The organism is Undibacterium sp. GrIS 1.8, assembly GCF_040544445.1.
Lineage (GTDB): Bacteria > Pseudomonadota > Gammaproteobacteria > Burkholderiales > Burkholderiaceae_D > Undibacterium.
Window position 1 is genome coordinate 1 of the sequence record NZ_JBEONQ010000044.1, and the last position, 23,476, is coordinate 23,476.

Sequence of the window (23,476 nt, forward strand, 5' to 3'; positions counted from 1 at the left end):
GTTTTGGCATGTCCAGAACTGTACACACCCGTTTTCTTTTTTAGGTTTACGTCTTTACATCTTGTTACAATTCTCTTGTTTTTGCGTAAGTCCTATTAATTTTGAATTTGCCTCAAGTTCTGGATGGTAACAGAGACCAATACCAGCTCCCTAGCGATGGCTGAAGAAATACGCAGCTAATTAGCCCTCTATCCGATATTTAACACCCACGTTAAGGAATCAGAATAGTAGAACCTGTTGTTTTTCGTGCTTCCAGATCGCGATGTGCTTGAGCTACTTCACTTAAAGCATAGCGTTGATGCACATCGATTTTGATTTTCCCGCCCTCCACCATGGCAAATAAACGTGCTGCCATCTGTTCCAGATCATCACGTTTAGCGGCATGACTCATCAGACTAGGACGCGTGATGAACAAAGATCCGCGGGATGCGAGTTCATTCAAACCAAATTCTGGCACCGGGCCAGAAGCACTGCCAAAGCTGACCATCATGCCCAATGGTGACAAACAATTGAGCGAACCGATGAAGGTATCTTTGCCGATGGAGTCATACACAACTGGCACGCCTTTACCCCCGGTAATTTCTTTAACTCGTTCCACAAAATTCTCTTTGTTGTAATTGATCACATGAGTACAACCGTGCGCTTTGGCGAGCTCTGCTTTTTCGTCGGAGCCGACGGTACCTATCATCGTCACGCCAATTGCCCGCGCCCACTGGCAAGCAATCAAACCGACGCCACCTGCTGCGGCATGGAACAAAATGGTTTCTCCACCTTTGAGCGGAAAGGTGCGGTTAAACAAATATTCTACCGTCAAGCCTTGTAGCATCATTGCTGCGGCAGTTTCAAACGAGATATTGTCTGGCAAACGCACCAGATTATCGGCTGGCATAATCCGAGCCTCGGCATACGCACCGTTGGGGCGACCGGCATAAGCAACACGATCACCTACCTTGACATAAGTCACATCAGCACCAACAGCCTCCACTACGCCTGCGGCTTCCATCCCCAAACCCGCTGGCAAGACTTGCGGATATAGGCCGGTACGAAAGTACACATCGATATAATTCAGCCCGCAGGCGGCATGGCGGACCAGCGCTTCGCCGGGGCCTGGCTGGCCCAGTGTGACATCGACGTATTCCATCACTTCTGGACCGCCGGTTTGCTGGATTATGATGGCTTTTGTGGTTGTCATGGTCTCGCTCTCTTGGTTAATTAGCTGTAATTCAAATTTGAATTAAAGTTTTAATTTAGCTCTTAATATGAATCGAGCTGGATTGAAATGTGAACTCAGATTAAAAAAATAATCATTTTTTCATCGACAATAAATACATCCCGCCAACGACTAAAACAGTGCCTGCCAGTTGCCAGGCGGTGATCGGTTCACTTAAGAAAAAAGCCCCTAAAAATAAAGTAGACACCGGACCTATCATGCCCGCTTGCGAGGCAATTGGCGCACCAATACGTTGTACCGCAATCATGGTCAGAAATACTGGTAACACCGTACACAGTATCGCGTTGACTAAAGACAGCCAGTACACAGGTGCCGGCTGGATCATCATACTAACCGGGCGCAGCGCAAAAAACTGCCCTATACATGCCACGCTAGAAACGCACATAGCATAGGACACCAGGCGCAAACTACCGAGGCGCATGACTAATTGACCAGATTGTATTAAGTACAAAGCATACGAGGTGGCTGCACCTAAAACCAGTAAGCCGCCCAGCAACACATCCGCTCCGCCAAACTGTAAATCATGCACAAATACCAGCACTATCCCAAGGTAAGAAACTGCCAGAGCCGCACATTCTATTTTGCTGATTTTACGTTTTAAAAATGTCGCTGAAATCAACAGCACAAATGAGGGTGTCAAAAATAAAATCAGGCGTTCCAGCCCTGCTGTGATGTATTGCAAACCCAGAAAATCTAAAAAACTGGAGAGGTAATAACCGATCAAACCCAAGACCACTAAACGCCAGCGATCTGAAACTGATAAGGCACCGCCTTTATGCGCTTGCCAAATCGCAATCGCAGCAAAAATTGGCAAAGAAAACAGCATACGAAACATAATCAGAGTAACCGCGTCAACGTGATAACGGTAAATGAGTTTGGCAACTATTGCCTTGGTCGAAAATAAAATCGCACCGGTGATGGCGATCACCAGACCAATTAAATATTGTTGGCGCTCGTAGGCGGATTGGGTATGGAAGGTGGGTGTGCTCATTCCGAATATTGTACGAGCATATTCAGTTTGACGTGCTCCCCTGAGTTCTCGTTTATTTCAAAAAAAATGCCACGAAGACGAATCTACGCGGCATTTTTATTAAATTACGGATTTAAATACAGAGAATTTAAATCAAAAAGTATAATTCAAACCCACATTAAAGAAGCGACCGATAGCGCCCGCCAGGTGTAGCGACGGATTGAATGGTAGCTGGCCACCGCCATAGGTGTTGAAATCCAATGGTGGTTGTGCGTTGAACAAATTAGTTACTGATGCATGCAAGGTCAAGTGTTTGTCGAATTTATAACGCACAGTGACGTCCGTATCCAGAAAGGATTTCACCTGGCAGTATTGTGATGGAATATTACCGGTTGGGAACCAGCCATTAGCCGCGCCACCTTTTGCACAAGTATCGTAGCCAAATGATGAATCAGTTAAGCTATATCCGCCAATGTAATTGAACGCCGTTGTGACTTGCAATCCACCTTTGTCCCATGTAAATGTCGCCTGCACCCGGTCTTTTGGATTGCCGGTATCACCACCGACAACAAAAGGACCATGAGTACCTGCCAATTGATAGGCAACTCCTCCTGTGGTCAGAATGTAGCTCATGGTATGACTCCAGTTCAGGTCTGTCGTCAAATCTCCGTAATCACCAAGCTTAAATTTATACCTGGTATCGAGCTCTACTCCACTTGTTTTAGTAGAGTTTGCATTGATGTAGGTATTTGGTGTGTATAAAATCACGCCGACTGTTGGAGTACAAGGGTAGCTGCCGCCGTTACCGTCGGCACACAAAGTTTGCACCGGAGTTGGAGCGCGTACGGCATCCCCATCTGGAGCACCAGAAATAATCTGGTTATCAATTTCTATACGATACAGATCAACCGTAGTACTCCATCCCTTAATCGGTTCCAATATCACACCCAGAGTTGCTGACTTCGATTTCTCAGGTTGAAGTTTAGGATTAGCTGCTGCCAAAGTGACTGCTTGGTAGTTACAAGCAGAAATTACCTCTCCTGCGTACGGATTACCATTAGCTTGTACACCTTGAGAACAAAGCACAGGATCGTTACCGGTACCCGCCAGGAAGGCAGTACCTGATTGACCCGATTCAGCAGAATTAGGTGCCCGGAAACCAGTTGAGTACGTACCGCGGAGAGCAAATGATTCGGATGGTGAGTATTTAAATCCTACTTTAGGTGTAGTTGAATTACCTGCATTATCAAAGTGATCAAGACGCACTGCGCCATCGATTTCAAGAGACTTAAAGACTGGTGCAACTATCTCAGAATATACGGAAGTATTCGTTTGTTTTCCAGACGCGTACGCATTGTTTCCGTTAACTATGCCCTGAGCAACTAAGGTCGGTGCAGGAGAATTTAATTCGCGGCGGATATAAGATCCACCGAAACTAATTCCCATATCGCCACCTTGCAATTTCATAATAGTCCGCGTTGCATGTAACTCTGCAAATTCTAACTTAGAGGTGTCGCGCGCGGAGGTGCTTGGGAACAAAGTTGCAGCATCTGCGGCACTGATTGGTCCAACTGGCAAATAAGGATTAGACACACGGTTAATCGCGTCGTTAAACGCGGGGATATTAATTGATCCGTAAACATTTTGAGTCGTATCAATTTTCGTGTAGCCCAATGAGGAGCTAATATCCCATTCACCTAAGGTGCCAGTAACATCAGCAACTAAGCGATAAGCTTTTGAATCAAGCTGAGTATTAGGAATCGGCGCATTCGGAATTGCTCCATTCAATAACGCTGGGATACCTAAAGTGTTGCCTGGATAATTAGCCGGCACTGTGATGGTTGAGATCGGAGTACCGACGAGATGAGGTAAGACGCCGGCAGAAACCGCTACAATAGGATTAAAAGCTTGTGGAAAATATTGTAGTCCACCTGCTGGATATTGCTCTGCCTTGCTTTCAAACAAGGAACCTTTGACATCTAATCTCCAGCCGCTACCCAGATTTTTTGCAAAGCTGGCTAATATATTGACGTTTTGGGTTTCAGGAGACAACTCTGCCAATGGACTTTGATACGCACAACCACCAGCTTGTTGCAAGTTATAGTTACACGGTCCTGGATAAAATGCAGAAGTAGTCGGCCCATACGGATTGTTAGGATCACTAAGATAAGGTGAATTATATGTGGCTGGTTGATTTGACGAAAATGGCACCCCAAGGGTTTTGTTAGTTCCCCCGATACCACTCCAATCTAATCTCTGCCAAGGGCCCGCACCCGCACGCTGGTTATAAGTAATTCGATCTTGGTGGCGATATTCGATACTGCCGTATGCATTGTAGCCGTCTACATTAAAGTCGCCCCAACCTTGGGTTACAGACGCATGTACTGTTTCTCCACCACCGGCTTGAGATGTTCCCGCTTCTGCCGAGGCAGTGGTTCCAATAAAACTCTTTTTCAAAATAATATTGACTACGCCCGCCATTGCGTCAGAACCATAAATCGCGGACGCGCCATCTTTCAATATTTCAATTCGTTCTACGGTATCAAATGGAATATTGGAAATATCAACAAAAGATCGCTGTGCATCATCCGCCAGCGGATAGGGTGCCATGCGATGACCATCAATCAAAACAAGCGTCGCAGATGTGGTTAAGCCTCGTAAAGATATCCCGCTAGCTCCAGCAGCAAATGCTTGGGAGAAGCCTTGACTTAGTGTCCCTTGACCGTTGGCCGTGATATTTTGCAATACTTGGGCGACGGACGTATAGCCCGATTTTTTCAAATCCTCGGCTGATATTAACTGCACTGGACTCGGTGTCTCCGCATCAGCACGGCGAATACTTGATCCTGTGATTTCGATTCGTTGGGGAACTGAGGATTCGGTTGAAGTTTGTTGCGCAAATACTGGCAATGTTAAAAAACCTAAACTCAATGCGATGCTACCAGAGTACGTCATGCGTAAAGACCGAGCTAATACTGTTTCAATAAACATTTATTTTCTCCAAAGGTAAGAACGACAGTTTTATTACGTTGGCTTTTGCAGATGAATTTATCAACCAAAAAAGTCAGATGGAAATTTTTTTCCATTAATAATAAGACCATATTCAATAAACTGACGTCAATCAAGACGCCTAATTCAGCCAATGAAAACAACAGTTTTTTTCCGGTGCAGCTCTGACCCGGTTGTTGATGTAACTAAAGGGAAACAAGTTGTAATTTTGTGTAACTTGAATCATAAAAACTGTAACGAAATCCATTTTAACAATTTTTAGAAAACAATAAAACGCGATCATCTGTCTCAAGAATATTAGAAAATCGATCTATGAAAAAATTAACAGAAAATCGCTTTTTTTATTTGCAAAAAAATAGCCGAGCCTATCAAGGCGTCGGCTATCTGATTCTTCAAACCATCAAACTCTGATTAAAAACTAGTGGAAAGTCCGACATAAAAAGTACGACGCGGGCCATATTGTGGAGCCCCGACGCCGACGCCAGAACCGTCACGTAGTAAGTAGGATTTATCAAACAAATTGATCAAGGCAATCCGTCCTTCTATCTTACCGGCTGGTGTATTTTTCCAGGTATGGGTGAACGCCGTATTGATTGTTGTGTAGCTTGGTAAAGTACCTGAATTTGGTGCCGCACCATCTGGCGTATCACGCAAACCACTGCTATATAAGAAGTCGGCACTGAGTTGAGAATCACCGAAATGGTAGTGAGTACCGCCCGACAACGTCATGGTCTGATCATGATCCACATAGATGTAGTGATTGGCGATATAAGCAACTTCATCTACGCCAAACAAAGCTTGGCCGGAATTAATATTTTTCCCCTGGGCTTTTTGAAAAGCCAGATTCACATACGCTCCCCAATTTTTTTGGCTGTAAATCGCAGACAACTCCAAGCCTTTGGCGTAACCCTGCGCATAGTTAAATGGCGTGAGTATCAACGCCTGGCCAAATTGGCCTTCGTCCAGCATATTGGTGATTTTTTTATAGTAAGCATCAGCGGTCAATATCAGGTCTTGATTGACGTGATGGCTAATCCCCAGATCGTAGTAATGCGTGCGCTCCGCCTTGACGTTGTCCGAGGTCGGAATTTGTGGTGCGTTGGTGGTACCGGCATACAAATTAATACTCGATTGCGCGGCCAATTCTTGCGGTGGAGGCGTGAAGTAGCGTGAATAACCTGCGTGTAAAGCGGTGGCGTCACTCAATTTATACGCCAGGTTTAAACGGGGACTCCATTGCTGCTCAGAGGTGTAGGCCGACACTTTGTCAAAGCGCACACCGTAGTTCAATGTCAGTGGTTGGGCGATATGCCATTCATCCTGCAAATACAAACTAGATAGCGTACCGGTTTTGCCACCATTGTCTTGAATCGTGATGGGGTCTGAAGAATTTTGTGCACCGGAATCATCCGTCGTAAATAAGGACACGGCATTATTGCTGGCCGTGACTTGACGGGTATAAGCACCGCCCGCCCGCAAAGTGTGATCTTGATACAGTTTATAACTGACATCAAATTGCACGCCGTTGGCACGGTTAGAACGCAGCGAATCTGAAGCGACGCCGTTATAAATTAAATCGCCATTCGCATCCGGCGTGAAATGCAATTCAGAATATTGATTGAAAGCGGATAGCTGAAAATTGACGTTCCCTAAACTTTTTTGTAGCGAAACAACGGCAAAGCGATTCACCTCACGTTGGTTTTCATTCAGATTGGATGAGGGCAAACTGCTAGTGGTGCCGTCACTAAATCCTGTCAGCGCAAACCCGGGCGCCTGGTTAGGATTATTTGGGATCTGGAAACGACCGTTATAGGTACCAAACATTAAACCCAGACGCGTGTTGTCATCTAAAAAATAAGACAAATTACCAAAGGTTTTAGATTGCCGGGTTTTATCATGCAATGCGCTAGAACTTGGTATCGGATTCTCAATCCCCAGAGAATTGGATAAGAAGCTACCGGACAAATAATAATTGAACGCGCCTTTGCTACCAAAAAATTCCGCGCTAGGTTCAACATAGCTATGGCTACCCATCTGAATACCAATCCGGCCACCTGGCGTTACTCCGCCTTCCTTGGTTTGGATATCAACAATACCAGCAGTACGCAAACCAAACTGTGCTGGCAATGCCCCGGTCATAAAATCAGTCTGGTCGACTAAACGCGTATCAATCGACTGCCCAAAACCAGTAATACTTTCTGGCAGCTGGACACCGTTAATCCGATATTGCACGTTAGCGTGATCATCACGTACGTGCAAACCGCCAGACGCCTTAGAGTCTTGAGCGACGCCAGGCAAACGCAGCAAAACTTCATTAAACGGCGTGTTATCGCCTTGTCCCAGCATGTCTATCATGTGGGTATCAATGCTATAAACGGTGGTACCGATCTTGGGTGACAATTCAATCCGCGCACTTTTAAGATGCGCCGCGGTCACTTCTACACTTTGTACTGGCGTGTCAGATTTGCCTGATGCGTCCGGCGCGTCCGCCACAGAGTCACTTGCAGCATGAGTGGATGAAATGGCAAACAGACCAGCCAGGGCGAGTGAAAGCTTACTCAGTTTAAGAGTACGTTGCATGTTAATAACCTCTGAATAAAATACGCGAAACTCAGCCTTGTCGAATGAAGGCAAGCTCGCTTAAAAATGTAATTTTCAAACTGAAGTTCGAAAATTTAAATTAAAACCGGAGTTCAGCTCAATTTTTAAATTGAACTGTTTTTGATGAATTACGCAGAGGCGTGCGGGGGACCGCAGCTTGGTGGAAAAAGCTCAGGCGAGCAATAGTTGGCGATCTTGACCGAGACAGCGAGGACCCGGTAAGGCATAACATAAACGTGCTGAACAATCGCAGGTAACAACGGCAGACCGACTACCTTATCGATCACATCGCTACAGATGGCACATTCTTTGGTGTCCAGCGCGGTCTTGTGTTGATGTGTCGCCGCCGTTGTCAGCGCCAGAACCAACGCAAAAGCGCCAAACAACACAATCAACAAACGCCACACATCACGCGCTGCAACTGCGCGCGCGAATGCAGCAGTCGCAAACTTTGCAGGCATGGCCGACATGGCGGCAGTGCCTCGCTTAGCTAGCGGATGTTGATCGGTAGTCTTACGCTGAACCATTCTTTTGTTTTTGCACTTGTGTTGCATTAAGGATGCGAGATCATAACAAGAAAAAAACATTCTGGCATCATCGGATTACATCCTTACACATTTTGCTCACCACTAGATCATTACTAGCTAATCACTCAATCGCCACTAACTCGTCAATAAGACCTACACAAATTTGTCCCGGCAAGGCTTAGTGACAAAGGCACAGCTTGGTGATTGTTTGCTGATTGCAATTACAAAACTGAGGCAATTTTCATCAGAAATTTTTTATCAAATACAGGAAATCCATTTGAATATTTTTCGTGAAGAAAGTTTTTTGATTGTAAATTTTTGAGGCTTGAAAACAACTGCATCAAATACAACAATGTTAGTGTAAAAATTCTAAGCTGATTTCTTTACACAAAATTTTTACACAAAACCGACTTAAAAAGTCCAATATAAACGAATTTTTCAATAGATAAATTTCGTGATTTTTAAGCATGTAAAAAAAATATAAAAATGACGAGCTCCTCATCCCCCAATCCTACACATTGTTACTGATGGTTACACATTAATCAATTTAGCTTAACTTTTTGGAATATTTCTTCTGCTAGGATAAGTTTTCTTTCAGTCAATTCTTTAGCTCAGGTTCGACAGATTTAAACGCTAACGTAACCGTAAAAACGAACGTAAAAGCGAACGCAAAATTAAGCGTAAGACAGCGAGTCGATAGCTAAATAAATTAACCGGGAAGATTAAAAAAAGGCGCTGATTGCCGCTGTTAAAAGCCTGCGATGCATCAGTATAAAACTGCTTAAAATTGGTTGTAATTGTTTGTGTCACCCATCCATTGGAGTGCATTAAAGATGATCCAGCATTATCAACAGATTGCCCAAAGCCTTAATTGGGATGCAGATTATATAGACAAAAATAGTCCCTTTAATGATGGCGAACTGATCGCCGCACAGCAGCCAACATTTACCGATTCTACTGATCTGAGATTGTCGATAACAGAAGAAAAAATGTCCCGCTTTGCGGTGATTGCTTCTAGCCTTGTTGCTCCTCAGCTCCGTCACTTCAATTCTCTCGTTCCTGCATTAGTTCCAACTTTGGCTCCAACATTAGTTCCAAAATCTAATAGCAGCGCCAACACTCAAATTGGCCAGCATGATTTTGAAACCAAGCGCTTCAAACCCAACCATTTTTTCCTCAGTTAAAAATTCCACGCTGTAAAAATATTGCTTCAAAAGTCTAGTTTTAAAAATCTAGTTTTCAAAAGTCGTTTTTAGATTTACGTATCACTGCTTTACCAAGAATATTTCAAGACCGACCAACTTACTATGTAACGTAGAGTCGATCTTGCAATAGGTATTTTTTCTGGACCGCGTTTAAAAAGACGGTAAATTGAATTTGCCAAGCCTGTAGAAAACAAGATTTTCTTCCAGGTTGCTGTGACTGAACCGATCTATTCAAAATCCTTTGAACTGGTCACTTTCTTCGTATTACCATTTGGAGATAAGTAATGAAACTCAGTTGTAAATTTAAAATGCTGCCTGTAGCAGCAATGGTGTTAGCAACAATTGGTGGCGCAGCACAAGCAGCCGAACAATGGGTCTCTACCGCGACCAAAGCGCCGCGTTTGTTGAGCACTGCATCGCCACTGGCATTAATGCAAGCTGGGACACAAACTCATGTTGTGGTCTCATTGAAAGTACGCAACAAAGCGGACCTCGATGCGCTGACAACTAACCTCATCACTGGTGGTGGCGCCAAGCCAATCACTAGCGCTGAGTTCATGAGCCACTACGCACCAACAGCAGCCCAAGCAAACTCGGTAGTCGATCATTTGACCAAAAGTGGTTTCGTCAATATCGTCGTCTCTGACAACCACCTGCTAGTCAGCGCAGATGGTGCAGCATCCTCCGTTAAAACTGCATTCAATACTGATCTGCATACATACAACATCAATGGCCGTACAGCACATGCCAACTTGAGTGATGTCACTGTACCGCAATCGCTGGGCGATATCGTATTGGCGGTTCATGGTTTGCAAACTGTCCATCTGCATCACACAATGGCAATGCGTCCAGACGCTAAAACACTGTCGACTGTTGGCCACAATCCAACCGACTTCCCTTTGATCTATAACGCATCTAGCTTGCCAAGTGCAACCAACGCAACCATCGGTATTATTACCCAAGGTAGCATGACGCAAACGATCAAAGATCTGAACACATTTACTACCAATGCTGGCTATCCAAAAACCAATGTCAGCACAGTGACAGTTGGTTCTGCCAGCACAGATACGTCTGGTGTGGATGAATGGAATATGGATACTCAAGATGCCTTGGCAGCAGCAGGCGGTACGATCAAACAAATGATTTTGTACACGGCTAATACTTTGAGCGATGCTGACCTGACTAATACGTACAATAAAGCTGTCAGCGACAACGTAGCCAAAACGATCAACGTGTCTTTAGGTGAATGCGAAACTGATGCGCAAAGCTCCGGCATCATGGCAAGTAACGATCAGATCTTCCAGACTGCGGTAGCACAAGGGCAGACTTTCTCGGTTTCTTCCGGCGATTCAGGTGCGTATGAATGCGGTGGTTCCAGCACATCACAAAGTTACCCTTCTGTATCCCCTTATGTCATCTCAGTTGGCGGTACTTTGCTGAACACATCAGGCACCACATGGACGTCTGAAACAGTATGGGCTTGCACCAGCTCTGCTAATTGCCAGCAAAGTTCCAGCGGTGGCGCAGGCGGCGGACCAAGCCTGACAGAAGCAGCGCCAAGCTGGCAAACTGCCGCAGGCGTATTGGGAAGCTCCACCAAACGTGGCGCACCTGACGTCGCATTTGATGCATCACCTAACAGCGGCGCATTGGTAATCGTCAACGGTACTAGCTCGCAAATCGGTGGTACTAGTCTGGCAGCACCGTTGTTCACTGGTTTCTGGGCTCGCGTTCAGTCTATGAACAACAATACACTGGCCTTCCCAGCTTCTGCCATTTATCAAAAAGCAGCGGCTAATCCAACAATGTTCCATGACGTAACTTCTGGCAGCAACGGTGGTTACACTGCAAAAACTGGTTGGGATTATGCAAGTGGTTACGGCAGTTTGAACGTTGCTAATTTTGCGACTGTCATGGGATCGGGCGGCGGTACAACACCTCCACCATCCAATGTATTGAGCAATGGCGTAGCAAAAACTGGCCTCGCTCTGACGACTGGCAACTCCACGGTGTACACTTTTGTGGTTCCATCAGGCCGTACTACATTGACCTTTAAAACATCGGGCGGTACTGGCGATGCAGATATCTACGTCAAACTAGGTTCTGCACCGACAACATCATCTTATTTGAAAAAATCTGATGGTTCTACCACGACTGAAACGATCACTATTAGCTCACCAGCCGCAGGTACTTACTACCTGTTGCTCAACTCTTACGCTAGCTTCAGCGGTGTGAGCTTGGTTGCTTCTGACTAATAGGTATTGTTAGCGATTAGTCGCTAATGAGTTTGGCTGGCTGCAACAAGTTTGCGGTCAGTCAAATAAACTATAAAGAATTTCGCCCTCATTCTGACGAGAATGAGGGCGAAATCGTTTCAGCGCTGATGTTGATCTGGTGCGACTAAGCATTGGTAAAAGACACTGCTGGATTAGCTTAACAAGGTAGCGTGGAGGCAATTAGATTCCATAATAATCAATATACTCCCCTTTATTTTTATTCAAATCGGCTTATTGACCATTAAATATATGGACAACTAAAATATACCTACTACGAGTATATATTTAATGACAAATCGATTCAGACATTCTCAATGAGGTTTCGCCCACTTATTTTCCTTGCCTCGTCATTCAGCGGTCGCTCAAAAGTTACTCTCAAACGTATCAACGAGCGTATTACTTTATTCAGCCAGTTCACCAAACCAGGTCAGTCCAAACAAGCGATCAGGGTCGAGCAGCCTTTGCATTTTTCCCGCCAGTTGCTGCGCTGCTTGTGACGTAAATCGATGGTAGTAGGTCTGATTATATGGGCCGACTCCGTGTTCGGCACTAAAGCTGCCTTGATACTCACGCACCACCATATCGTAGATCGCATCGCGCACTGCGCTGACCGTTGTCGCATCGTAAGCGATAGCCGCTACATGCGGCCACACCAGATTAAAGTGGCAACCGCCATCCGCCCAATGACCAAAATCCATGATCTGCAAAAACGGATAATGGGTTTTGATCAAGCCAATCGCCTGCTGCCGAAAATCAACCAAAGAGGAACGCGGCATAGAAATATCAAACGCAATAATCTTACCTTCGCTACGCAAAGACTCACTGATCGCATGCCGTATACGCCACAAATCTTTACCGCGACCAATCACTGCATTGGTGATAATGTCGTCATCGCTTCCAGTCAATAAGGTGGCCAGCGAATTGCTTAATAAATCCTCCAAACACAAGCCTGAATGCTGCTGGGCGATGCTGGTATCCAGCTCAATCAGGACGCAATAATCGGGGATATCAGCCAGACTGCCAAAGGGATTACTGATCGCCGGAACATGTCGCAATACCGAAGCCAATGCTTGTCCAGAAATCCCCTCAAAGGCGCTCAGCAATTCTCCGCAATCGCGCTCCAGCCTTTGCAACAATTCTAAAACTGCAGCCTGATCACGCGGCACAACTAATGCAGTAGCCGTTTGTTTTGGCAAGCGATGCACTTGTAAAACGGCTTTGCTGATAATCCCGTAGGCGCCACTGGTGCCGACAAACAATTGCTTTAGATCAGGGCCGGTATTATTTTTGCGAAGCGCCGATTGCAGATCCAGCACCCTGCCTGGCGGATTCAGCAATACGACTTCCAGCCCCAACAAATTTTGCCGCACGTCGCCATACTTAATCAGTCTTGCACCTCCAGTATTGGCGGCGATCATGCCGCCAATAGTCGGGTTGGCACCGAGGTCAATCGGGAAGCATAAATCGTGTTCTTTCAACGCCTCATTCAAATCGTGCAAGGTCACACCAGCATCGACGGTGACTGAGCGATTGACCGTATCAATCTCTATGCAACGACTAAGGCGTTCCGTGCTCAAGACCAGATACTGTCCGCTCTGATCTGGCGTGCTGGCGGCGACCAAACCCGTATTGGCACCCTGCACCACCAGCTTCAACTGATGCGCTGCACACAGACTGACCAGTTGCGACAATTGCACGGCGCTATTGGGACGCGCGACCGCCATTGCTTGCCCGACGCCATAGCGCGCTCCGGTTACGTAACGGGCGCAGTCCTCTAGCGTGGTCAGCAAGCCGGCATCACCCAATAAATCTTGCAGCGACTCCAGCACAGCTAAGCGATTGACAGGCTCAAGCATTGGCGGTCATCTTAAAAATACCTTGCGCATTGCCTGTGTCAAACTGCAGATCAAGTTTCGACAATCCGGTGACGGGATCAAGCATCGTGTCTCGCGAGATAAATTCATAAAATGATCCCGGCACTTCGCGTGTCACTAGCACTGCCTCTGCATCATAAAATTCCCGCACAACATTGTCGGCCTTAAACGCGGTCTGTCTTACGCGACCAGAGCCAGAGACTTCGACCTGCGCTTTGATGGAGCGCCCCAAGGCTTTTTGCTCCTCCGCAGTCTGGAACACATCGGCTACGCGGTCCGTTGCGTGGTTAAACACATTCCCCTCAGTAGCGATCCATGCCATTTCGGCAGATTCTTTGATCAGTAGCTCATAGTCGCTTAATTGCGGAGTGCCATGCTGACGATCAAAACAGGCGACCAGCACGGGCAATAATTCCAGCGCCTGCTGCACGCTCAGACTGCCGTCGCGCTCCAGTTCATTGAGCAGACTAAACGCCGCTGGCGTCAAAGGATCTTTGGAGTCGCCCAAAACCCGGCTGACCGCTTGCTGAAAAGCCGGACTAAAACGTTCTGGATGTAGTTCGCTGACAAAAAACTGCGAGATATTTTCAGGATCATCAACCTGTGCATAAGAACGCCCGGTCATGTTTAAGCGATCCAGCGGATATTTGCCATTCAGGCGATACCCTAATGGTTTGAGAATTCGCGTCACAGCGGCTTCGCCCGGAGGCAAAGCACCGATGCCAAACCAGCGCACCGTGCGCAAAGCACCATGATCCAGCGTGACTTTGCCGCCATGGGCAACGAGTTCATCGGTGTAAGTCTTCCCGCTGGGAACCCGCTGCAAAATTCCGTAAAACAGCAACATATTCAAGGCCTGCGCGATCTCGGCACGTGTTACCTGCCCCGGTTGTACGTGGTCAAATTTGGCAGATATATGCAATAAATTCACTAAGTTGCTTGTTTGCTGCTCGCCTATACTGGCAACAAGCAGGGTTTGAATATGTGGATTCATGGAAGGTATTTTAATTGTTAGCTAGTGCAGCATTTTCACTTAACTGGACAATCGGGACAAACGATATAAAATCACAAGTTAGTGAATAAAAAGAACAATCTATATCAATGAGAAAAAAAATCCCCAGCTTAAATGCGCTCATGATCTTTGAGGCTGCAGCACGCCTGCAAAGTTTTACCCGTACCGCGGATGAACTGGCGCTGACCCAAGGCGCGGTCTGCAAACAAATTGCGGGGTTAGAGAGCTGGTTAGGTGTACCACTATTTGCCCGCATCAAACAACGCGTCGTATTAACGCCTGCCGGGCAAGAGTATGCCGGACGTATACGTCTGCATCTGAGGCGAATAGAGCGCGACACCCTGGAGTTGATGGCGAGCCAGGAGGGTTCCGGCGTGCTGGAATTGGCAGTCGTACCGACTTTTGCGACCCAATGGCTGATCCCGCGTCTGGCACAATTCCACGCACTGCGACCCGACATTACGATTAATCTCAGTACCAGAACCGATGCGTTTATTTTTTCCGAATCGCATTTCCATGCGGCGATTCATTCAGGACAAGCGCCTTGGCCCGGCACCATTGGGGATTTTTTAATCGGTGAAGATGACACGACACCAGTTTGCAGCCCTGCCTTATTGGCAAAATATCAAACTACGGATGCGACCAAAGCCAACGAGAACATCATAGGCATCACAGATATCAGCAAAATGCCTTTGCTGCACCTGACCAGCCGTTTAGACGATTGGCGACGCTGGTTTGATTTACATGATTGCCGCAATGACATATCCGCTGTCAAAGGTGCTCGCTATGAATTGTTCACCATGCTGATCAGTGCCGCCGCCGCCGGTTTAGGTGTGGCGCTGATCCCGCGTTTTATGGTGCAGGCAGAATTGGATGCTGGCACGCTAACCATTCCACTGCAATTAAGCCTACCCCGCTCGGCTGCGTATTATCTAGTGTATCCGGAACAAAACGCGAGTCTGGGACCTTTGCTAGCGTTTAAGAACTGGTTGTTAGATAGTGCCAAACAGGCGGGTTAAACCTAGAAATTTTTATATACTCCCCATTATTTTTATAAAATACCGCCTATCCTCCAAATATTACATGGACAACTTAAATATACTAATAGGCAGTATATTTAAATTGAGAATATTAGGACTGTCGCAAAACTGTCCCAGCAAGGCGTAGCGACGACGACAGTACTTTAGTACGGCTAGGCGCTACAACGCAGCTGGGGCATTTTTACGTCAGTCCTAAATATAAATTATTATTCTGATTGACATTAACTCAACACACTGTCGCAACTGGCATAGGAATAAGGAGCAATGATGGACTTCCAGAGCATTCCCGTTTTACGCATCTTTGATGAAGAAAAAGCGAAACAGTTTTATGTTGAGTTTCTCGGCATGAGTGTCGATTGGGAACATCGGTTTAAGGACGATTTTCCTATCTATATGCAAGTATCGAAAGACAATCTAGTTTTTCACCTGAGCGAACATTCCGGTGACTGCACACCGGGAAGCAAGGTGTTTGTAAACACGCCAGACATCGATGAGCTGTACCAAGAGTTATCTCAGAAGACCTACAAATACAATAAACCTGGCATTGAAATCGCCGTATGGGGCGATAGAATCTTGAGCCTGACAGACCCTTTTTCCAACAAGATTCTGTTCAATGAAGTAAAAACCACAAGCTAAACAGAAATCCGTGTCAAAGAAAGAGGCTCGGTCATGAACAATTTTTTGATAGAACGACGCTGGTATGCCGTGTCACCAGACGGTGTCGGCGCAGACCTGAGCTTAAGTATTGCTGCCCCGATCAAGGATCATATTGACTGGGGTTGCGCCGTATCGCTGGGAATACTCGACTCGCACCCATCAAGGATTTATGGGATCGATAGCTGGCATGCTGTACAAATGGCAATGTCATTCATTGCACTGAGAGTCAGGCATTTTTCTGAAACTGGCTGGTTATTTTATTGGGACAAAGACGGCAATCCGGCAACGCCAGACGATCTGATTACTTCAGGATTAAGCAAATCCATCTGCTCAGATTGAACAATAACCATAACGCTATATGCTCAAATGTGGAGTTTTTTAAAATCTCCCATACACCATTGATCCTCCAATTCAGATCGATAAAGCCTGCCAAATTACAGTTCGTCAGACCGCCCTAGCGGGATTGACCGACACTGACTATATTGGAGTTAGCTTCTAAAAAAACTAAGACTGTGATGCGTATTTGGATCAATACTTAAGCGCATATTCTGCTTGATCCAGTTTGCCAGTCAGGCAAGCTAGCCGCACCAGGGATACGGATTTTTATAAGCTAACAAAAACCAACCCAAGAATTTGAAAGGATATTGTATGAACCTCAAAGCAGACATGGATGGCGTTGTTATCCTGAGCATCGCCATCCTGATTATCAGCAGTGTGATACACCAACTTTTTGTCTAAAACCTCAAGTCTAGGAAACCCAATGCTGACGTTTATTTTGTGGATTGTGCTGTTAGTAATGTGCTGGCCGCTGGCCTTGTTCGCACTGGTACTTTATCCGCTGGTATGGCTGATCTGCTTGCCATTCCGGTTGATGGGGATTGCGGTGGAAGGCGTGTTTGAATTATTGCGTGCAATCGTTTTGTTGCCAGCACGTTTACTGCGGGGGAAAGCTTAAAGTTTGGTGATGCTCACGGTAATAGTCGTTGCAAGAAAATACCGTGATCACTCCAAACTATTAAACATTTCATGTAATTCATCAAATTTATCGGCAGCTTCGTCTTGGGATAAACCTAGAAAATGGCAAGCCTGCGCTCCGCCTTTTTCCCATTCGGCAGAGACATCTTGCCCATGATATTTTTGTATGGCGTATTCCGACATCAAGGCCATTGCTACCAGTGCACGAACCATTTCTGGCGTAGCGCTATCTTCTAAAACCGCGTAGTCATGGTGCAATAAAATCGCGGTAAAAACATCTTCAGGCAAACCCCAGGTACGCGCCATCAAAGACCCGACTGCGGCGTGATTGCACTGATGCGCCTCATCTTCGATCTCGGTAAATTTTTTAGTAAATTCTTGATTAGCTTTAGTCAGCGTTGCTGCATAGTGAGGAAAACGCTCCAGCATAATTGGAATGCCGATATCGCAAAACAAGCCAAACGTATGCGCAATATCTGAGGGATAAATATGCATATTACGCGCCAGATAAATCATCGCCTGCGCCCGCTTGGTAGAAAAATCCCAAAACTTCACCAATGATTGCCCTTGCACCACGACTGACTGACGGGCAATGATGCCCGTCATTAATGTGCCGCACTGCGCCATGCCTAACAGATCAACCGCATGATCGACAGAACTCGCCTTTAAGCGTAATCCAAAAAAAGAGGAGTTGGTCAACTTCATCAAAGAACCTGCCAGGCCGACATCATTAGCGATAATTTTTGCGAGGCGACGCGGATCGGGCTCTTTAGACGACAGTTCTTGCTGAACCTCTGCTAACAAACTAGGGCGCGGCGGGATTCTGATCGTTTTAAGCAGAGCATCAACTGATTGCTCAGTGGTTCTGGCTGGGGCAGTAGAGGTTTTCATTGATTTGATTTAGGACAAATATTGCCAGCACATTTTTTCGTGTAATCCCAGATTTTAAAGCGCAATCGTTGCCGTGCTGCATTTATTTTCTATGATTCATCAAGATAAACAAAGAGTTTATCCCCAGAGTGTATTTTCTGTTGTCATTAAAATCAAATTGCGGTGACAATTTGATTTCATTACATCAATTCATCTGTCTAAAAAATATGACTCTTGCTGGAACAATCGCGCTCGTTGTAAAAATTTTTTTATTGCCGCCACTGGGCTTGTTTATTCTATATCTAGTGGGATGGCTTATTTCAAAACGACATGTCAGAGCCGGTAATACGATACGCTTTAGCGCGATTTTCATTTTGTTTTTTTTATGCACTGGTGTGGGATCGTCGTTATTAGGACGACCATTAGAAGCATTAGAGACACCACTTAGCTCACCCGCCATGGCAAGAGCAGCAAAAGCAAATGCGATCGTGATTTTGACTGCTGGCAGAATAGCCCGCAGTCCAGAATATCAACATCATGATATCCCCGACTATATCGCCTTAGCCCGACTCCAATATGGTGCCTATTTATATAGGGCGACAGGCTTGCCGATTTTAGTCACTGGCGGATTTGGCCAACCTAACGGTTATGAGACTTCGCTTGCAGGCAATATGAAACGCACCCTGGAGCAAGATTATTTAATCCCGGTTAAGTGGGTCGAAGATAAAGCGACCAATACCGATGAGAACGCCCAATACTCTGCAAAAATTCTGAAACAAGCAGGAGTTCAACGGGTTTTATTGGTCACCGATGCGATGCACATGCACAGAGCAAGGATCGCATTTGAGCATGCTGGTCTACAAGTAGTCGCGGCGCCGACCATGTTCCTCTCGGAATCAGAATTTGATATTTTCAATCTATTTACTTCAGCCGAAAATATGCGGCGGTCTCATTACGCTTTATATGAATGGTTAGGACTATTGTGGTATCGCATGGAATTGTCGACCAATAAAACCTGATCGTCATTAGAGAGCAAGACAGACAAATTAGAAAATACAAATTCGATTTTTTTCTACCTGTTTAAGCATTTACTTATTCTTGATAGTCACTAATAGGCGTCAATATGCCCCACAAAATTCGATCATCCCGACCTTTCAGGCGCTATGTAATCTGCTTATTGTTTTTTATCGCAGTGCTGTTGGCGATTGGTGCTTCGGTCGCTTTTTTTCTACAAAATATGGGAGTAACGCCTCGGGCGCTCTCCCCTTATATTGAACGCCGGACATCAGATCACAATCCGACCATCGTCAGTATCGGTGAATGGATGAGCAAGACTTTGATGGTATTGGATCGTGGCACTCCACAATTACATACGAAAGAACGGACCAAGATTGGAGCGCAAACCAATCTCAATGTGAATGACGTAGCGCCAAAAAATACCCATGCTTCAATCATCGTAGCATCAAATAACCAGATAATAGCCGCACTTAGCAACGCCAACCCAGGGGATGTAATCACGCTTCTGCCGGGTACATATCGCTTTGTAGGAACGCCGCTACTGGTCAATAAAGCGGGTTCAAAAAACGACCGGATTACCCTAAGGGCAGCGTACCCGGGAACAGTATTTTTAGAATTTAATCTTGGTGAGGGATTTCAGGTTTCTGCTCCTTACTGGACGTTTGAAAATTTGTCTATACGCGGTGTTTGTCAGTACCACGAGAATTGTGAACATGCATTCCATGTGACCGGAGATGCCCGATATTTTATGGCTCGCAATAATACGATTATCGATTTCAACGCGCATTTTAAAATCAATGGCAGCGATGGACACTTCCCAGATCATGGTCTGATTGAGGGCAACACACTGACAAATACCAGTGCCAGAAAAACTAGCAATCCCGTGACACTGATCGATCTGGTCGCTGCCAGTGACTGGGTTATCCGTAAAAATTGGATAGGTGATTTTATTAAAGATCAGGGAGACAGAATCAGCTACGGCGCATTCGCCAAAGGTGCCGGATCACGCAATGTATTTGAACAAAATATGGTGATTTGCGAACATCTTTTACAAGGCACAACAGGCCAGCGTGTTGGACTATCTTTAGGTGGTGGCGGTACCGGCAAAGAGTATTGTCGAGATACTCGCTGCATTACCGAACAAGACAACGGAGTAATTCAATCCAACCTGATTGCCTCCTGTTCTGATGACGGGATTTATATCAATCACGCAGCAGGCAGCAAAATTATTCACAATACGATTGTAGATACTGCCGGAGTGACTGTGCGTTTTCCAGATAGCAGCGCCAATCTGGAAGGCAATTTGGTAGATGGCGCAATCCGCAGCCGCGACCAAGGAATATTACACAGCAAAGATAATCTCGAAACACCAATTGCGTATTTATATTTTGGCTATCATCCGGTGCGCCGTTTATTTTCAGATTCAAATGCAATGGATTTTGTCTGGAAAAACAGTCCGCCGCATCGGTCTGCTTCAAGTATCACAAATGCGGTCACAAGTGAAATACCGGCTGACTTATGTGACCCCTTGTCTAACGCGACAACACCCTCGGCAGCATCATTGACAGCACCCCAGGTGGCGCGGCGAACGACACCTAGTTATGGTGCGTTTGAAGATTTTTCAGCTTGCCTTTATTAAGCTTGAATTTAGTCTGGATCTAAGTGTGAATCTAAGCCTAAATCTAAGCCTGCATATCAGCATCAAACCAATTTAAATACTATCAGTTTGATGCTCAGCGCCGGTAAGCCGCCTGATTATTAAGTGCATCACTCATCGAGTTCACTTCACAGGAATCGGCGTGCCCTTATCTACAGCGACAGCCGTGACACTATTCTGTGGCGAACCGTTGATCAGGCGATCAGAATAAGTCAGATAAACCAGAGCATTGCGTTTGACATCCACGACACGAACTACTCTGAGTTTTTTAAATAAAACGGATAGCCGTTCATTGAACACTTCTTCCTGTTGCGGCATCGGCTTTTTAAAGCCAATCACACCAACCTGACGGCAAGCGATGGATGCCTCTGCCTTATCTTCTGCCAAACCAACGGCGCCTTTAATACCGCCAGTTTTAGCGCGGGAGATATAGCAAGTGACACCATCTACTTTTGGATCGTCATAGGCCTCGACCAAAATTTTATGATCAGGACCGATCAAGATAAAAGCGGTATCAACGCTACCAATGACCTCAGCTTTTGCGCTGCATAACGGCGTCATCAAAGCGAAGACAGCCAGACTACTTGCAGCGACTACTCCATTGCAGATTTTTTTCAATTTCGATTTCATATATCACCGTCTTGAGAAATAATAAGTACGATCAATCGCTAACCGTATGCCTGTCTGATACGCCATAAAGCCATCATGGAAAATTTGGTCTATGGCGCAATGCTATTGCGTCTACACCAATATTTATTTTTCGTCGTTTTGGCTCAGACGTGAATGTCCCCTGCCATATAAAAAATACATACTGATAGCGACTGCCATCCAAATGAAAAATACATAATATGTAGTCGCAGATAGCCCGAACAACAGATATAGGCACGCCAGAATACTAAGCCCAGGCAAAAAATACGGGCCAAACGGAACACGGAACCCCCCACTACCGGCGCCAATCCGTTTTGCGCGCATAACAGGTACAGATGTGGATACGACGATAAACGCGACCAGTGTCCCCATACTAACCATATCCCACAAGAAGGTAGCATCTACCAGACCCGCGACTAAGCCGACGACCAAGCACACAATAATCGTGTTACTCGTTGGTGTTTGAGTACGAGAATGCAAACGCTGGAATGAGGGCGAAATCAGTCCATCTTTACTGATCGCAAACAAGATCCGAGTCTGGCCATAAATCGTCACCAATGTCACACTGAATACCGAAATTACAGCACCTGCGGATAAGATCAATGCAGGCCATGCTTTACCAGTGACGTTTTGTAAGATCACGGCAAGACCTGCCTCTTGTCCGGCAAACATACTTGCAGGCTGAGCACCGACCGCAGCGACCGCTACCAACAAATAAAATACGGTGACAATCACTAATGCCGACAAGATCGCCAGTGGCACATTCCGTTTAGGATTTTTAACTTCCTCACCCGCTGTTGCCACTGTGTCTAAGCCAATAAAAGAAAAGAATACAGTTGCCGCCGCAGCAGCAACTCCAGCCATACCGCCGGGGCCATGCGCATCTGCTGCTTTAAAAAATGGCGTAAAGTGTTCAGCATTAAAACCTGAGAATGCGATCACCGCAAAAAAAGTGAGTATCACTAATTTGATCATCACCATAATCGCGTTGACTGTCGCAGATTCTTTGGTGCCGCGTAATAATAAAAAACCGCAAACAACTACCAGAATAATCGGTGGCAAATTAAATTGTCCCGGGTGAATCTCGACCCCGTTAACACCTGACACGATCATCGCTGAACGCAGCATTTGGGGAATATGCCAGCCGAATGAATTTGGATTACTTAAAAAATTATTTAAATAATCCGACCAACCCACCGCCGTAGCGCTGGCAGCCAACCCATATTCCAATAATAAACAAGCAGCGACGATATACGCAGGAAACTCGCCGACGGTAGCGTAAGCATATGAATATGAAGAGCCTGATGCGGGGATGCGGGATGACAATTCGGCATAGCATAGTGCAGTCAGACCTGCCGTCACTGCCGCCAGAATAAAGGACAAAATCACCGAAGGGCCTGCCTTCGGGACTGCCTCTACCATGGTAAAAAAGATACCGGTCCCAATCGTGGCACCGACGCCAATCATGGTTAAAGAAAACAAGCCTAGCGAGCGATGTAAACCATTGCTGCTACCTGCCTCAACCTCACTGCCGCTGGCATCAACTGGCTTGGTACGTATCAGTTGCTGCCCAAATGTTTGCTGTCCCAAAAGAATTCCTTTTTTTAAATTTTTGAATCAGGATTTAATTGTAATGCTGTATTAAATATTTATTGTCTACGTTGGCTTTGGCTGTAACAGCGACTTTAGCATCTGCTGTAACTCCTTCTCCCGCTAGCGGGAGAAGACAGGGATGAGGGGGAAGTTCAAGTTTCCGAAAGCTCGCCATACCAAAAGACTAGAATCCCGAGGTTGAAGCACTCCGGCTTATTCGTACTTTAAGCACGCGACGCCTCTTATCCAGAAAATATACTCCACCCATGTATATTTTAATGTCCATACAATACTTGGACGTTAAGACATATTTA

18 protein-coding genes are annotated in these 23,476 nt (G+C 45.8%); 8 read left to right on the top strand and 10 right to left on the bottom strand.

What is annotated here, in order from left to right:
- Positions 1-211 precede the first annotated feature (211 nt).
- The 5 genes from AAKU64_RS17565 to AAKU64_RS17585 form a co-directional block, all read right to left on the bottom strand.
- Positions 212-1,192 carry a quinone oxidoreductase family protein gene (locus AAKU64_RS17565; RefSeq protein ID WP_354331169.1) on the bottom strand — a complete coding sequence of 327 codons (981 nt, stop codon included), beginning with the start codon at positions 1,190-1,192 and terminating at the stop codon, positions 212-214.
- A 112-nt stretch (positions 1,193-1,304) separates the two neighbouring features.
- Positions 1,305-2,222, bottom strand: coding sequence for a DMT family transporter (locus tag AAKU64_RS17570; RefSeq protein WP_354331167.1), 918 nt, complete (start codon positions 2,220-2,222; stop codon positions 1,305-1,307).
- A gap of 132 nt (positions 2,223-2,354) precedes the next feature.
- Entirely contained in the window at positions 2,355-5,192 is a 2,838-nt protein-coding gene (locus AAKU64_RS17575) for a TonB-dependent receptor (protein WP_354362553.1), read from the bottom strand.
- A 429-nt stretch (positions 5,193-5,621) separates the two neighbouring features.
- Positions 5,622-7,790, bottom strand: a complete 2,169-nt coding sequence (locus AAKU64_RS17580; protein ID WP_354362554.1) for a TonB-dependent receptor — start codon at positions 7,788-7,790, stop codon at positions 5,622-5,624.
- 149 nt (positions 7,791-7,939) lie between these two features.
- A complete protein-coding gene (locus AAKU64_RS17585) occupies positions 7,940-8,338 on the bottom strand; it encodes a hypothetical protein (protein ID WP_354331161.1) in 399 nt (132 codons plus the stop codon).
- A gap of 833 nt (positions 8,339-9,171) precedes the next feature.
- Between AAKU64_RS17585 and AAKU64_RS17590 the strand changes: the two genes are divergently transcribed.
- A complete protein-coding gene (locus AAKU64_RS17590; protein ID WP_354362555.1) occupies positions 9,172-9,522 on the top strand; it encodes a hypothetical protein in 351 nt (116 codons plus the stop codon).
- Between the two features lie 305 nt (positions 9,523-9,827).
- A complete protein-coding gene (locus AAKU64_RS17595; protein ID WP_354362556.1) occupies positions 9,828-11,798 on the top strand; it encodes a protease pro-enzyme activation domain-containing protein in 1,971 nt (656 codons plus the stop codon).
- A gap of 422 nt (positions 11,799-12,220) precedes the next feature.
- Here the strand turns inward: AAKU64_RS17595 and AAKU64_RS17600 are convergent, their stop codons facing one another.
- Positions 12,221-13,675: an FAD-binding oxidoreductase gene (locus tag AAKU64_RS17600; RefSeq protein ID WP_354362557.1), complete on the bottom strand. Its 1,455-nt coding sequence runs from the start codon at positions 13,673-13,675 to the stop codon at positions 12,221-12,223.
- Positions 13,668-14,687 (bottom strand): DUF1338 domain-containing protein, encoded by a 1,020-nt coding sequence (locus AAKU64_RS17605; protein ID WP_354362558.1) that lies wholly within the window; start codon positions 14,685-14,687, stop codon positions 13,668-13,670. Before AAKU64_RS17605 ends, AAKU64_RS17600 begins: the two co-directional genes overlap by 8 nt.
- A gap of 107 nt (positions 14,688-14,794) precedes the next feature.
- Here AAKU64_RS17605 and AAKU64_RS17610 point away from each other — a divergent pair, with 107 nt between their 5' ends.
- The 4 genes from AAKU64_RS17610 to AAKU64_RS17625 all read left to right on the top strand — a co-directional run bounded on the left by AAKU64_RS17610 (position 14,795) and on the right by AAKU64_RS17625 (position 17,357).
- Positions 14,795-15,724, top strand: coding sequence for a LysR substrate-binding domain-containing protein (locus AAKU64_RS17610; protein WP_354331993.1), 930 nt, complete (start codon positions 14,795-14,797; stop codon positions 15,722-15,724).
- Positions 15,725-16,012: 288 nt separating this feature from the next.
- Positions 16,013-16,381 carry a glyoxalase superfamily protein gene (locus AAKU64_RS17615; protein ID WP_354331991.1) on the top strand — a complete coding sequence of 123 codons (369 nt, stop codon included), beginning with the start codon at positions 16,013-16,015 and terminating at the stop codon, positions 16,379-16,381.
- 33 nt (positions 16,382-16,414) lie between these two features.
- Entirely contained in the window at positions 16,415-16,741 is a 327-nt protein-coding gene (locus AAKU64_RS17620; RefSeq protein WP_354331989.1) for a DUF6968 family protein, read from the top strand.
- Positions 16,742-17,162: 421 nt separating this feature from the next.
- Positions 17,163-17,357 carry a hypothetical protein gene (locus AAKU64_RS17625; RefSeq protein WP_322117872.1) on the top strand — a complete coding sequence of 65 codons (195 nt, stop codon included), beginning with the start codon at positions 17,163-17,165 and terminating at the stop codon, positions 17,355-17,357.
- 47 nt (positions 17,358-17,404) lie between these two features.
- Here the strand turns inward: AAKU64_RS17625 and AAKU64_RS17630 are convergent, their stop codons facing one another.
- The gene (locus AAKU64_RS17630) at positions 17,405-18,268 is read right to left on the bottom strand and encodes an HDOD domain-containing protein (RefSeq protein WP_354331987.1); all 864 of its coding nucleotides are present in this window, start codon (positions 18,266-18,268) and stop codon (positions 17,405-17,407) included.
- Between the two features lie 206 nt (positions 18,269-18,474).
- On the opposite strand from AAKU64_RS17630, the gene AAKU64_RS17635 reads away from it, so the two are divergent.
- Together AAKU64_RS17635 and AAKU64_RS17640 are read left to right on the top strand one after the other, a co-directional pair.
- Entirely contained in the window at positions 18,475-19,266 is a 792-nt protein-coding gene (locus AAKU64_RS17635) for a YdcF family protein (RefSeq protein WP_354331985.1), read from the top strand.
- 104 nt (positions 19,267-19,370) lie between these two features.
- On the top strand, positions 19,371-20,903 hold the full coding sequence (locus AAKU64_RS17640) for a right-handed parallel beta-helix repeat-containing protein (protein WP_354331983.1): 1,533 nt from the start codon (positions 19,371-19,373) through the stop codon (positions 20,901-20,903).
- A 141-nt stretch (positions 20,904-21,044) separates the two neighbouring features.
- On the opposite strand, the gene AAKU64_RS17645 is transcribed toward AAKU64_RS17640, so the two are convergent.
- Positions 21,045-21,482, bottom strand: a complete 438-nt coding sequence (locus tag AAKU64_RS17645; RefSeq protein ID WP_354332002.1) for a CreA family protein — start codon at positions 21,480-21,482, stop codon at positions 21,045-21,047.
- A 192-nt stretch (positions 21,483-21,674) separates the two neighbouring features.
- Complete coding sequence (locus tag AAKU64_RS17650) at positions 21,675-23,159, bottom strand: APC family permease (protein ID WP_354331981.1); 1,485 nt, start codon at positions 23,157-23,159, stop codon at positions 21,675-21,677.
- Positions 23,160-23,476 lie beyond the last annotated feature (317 nt).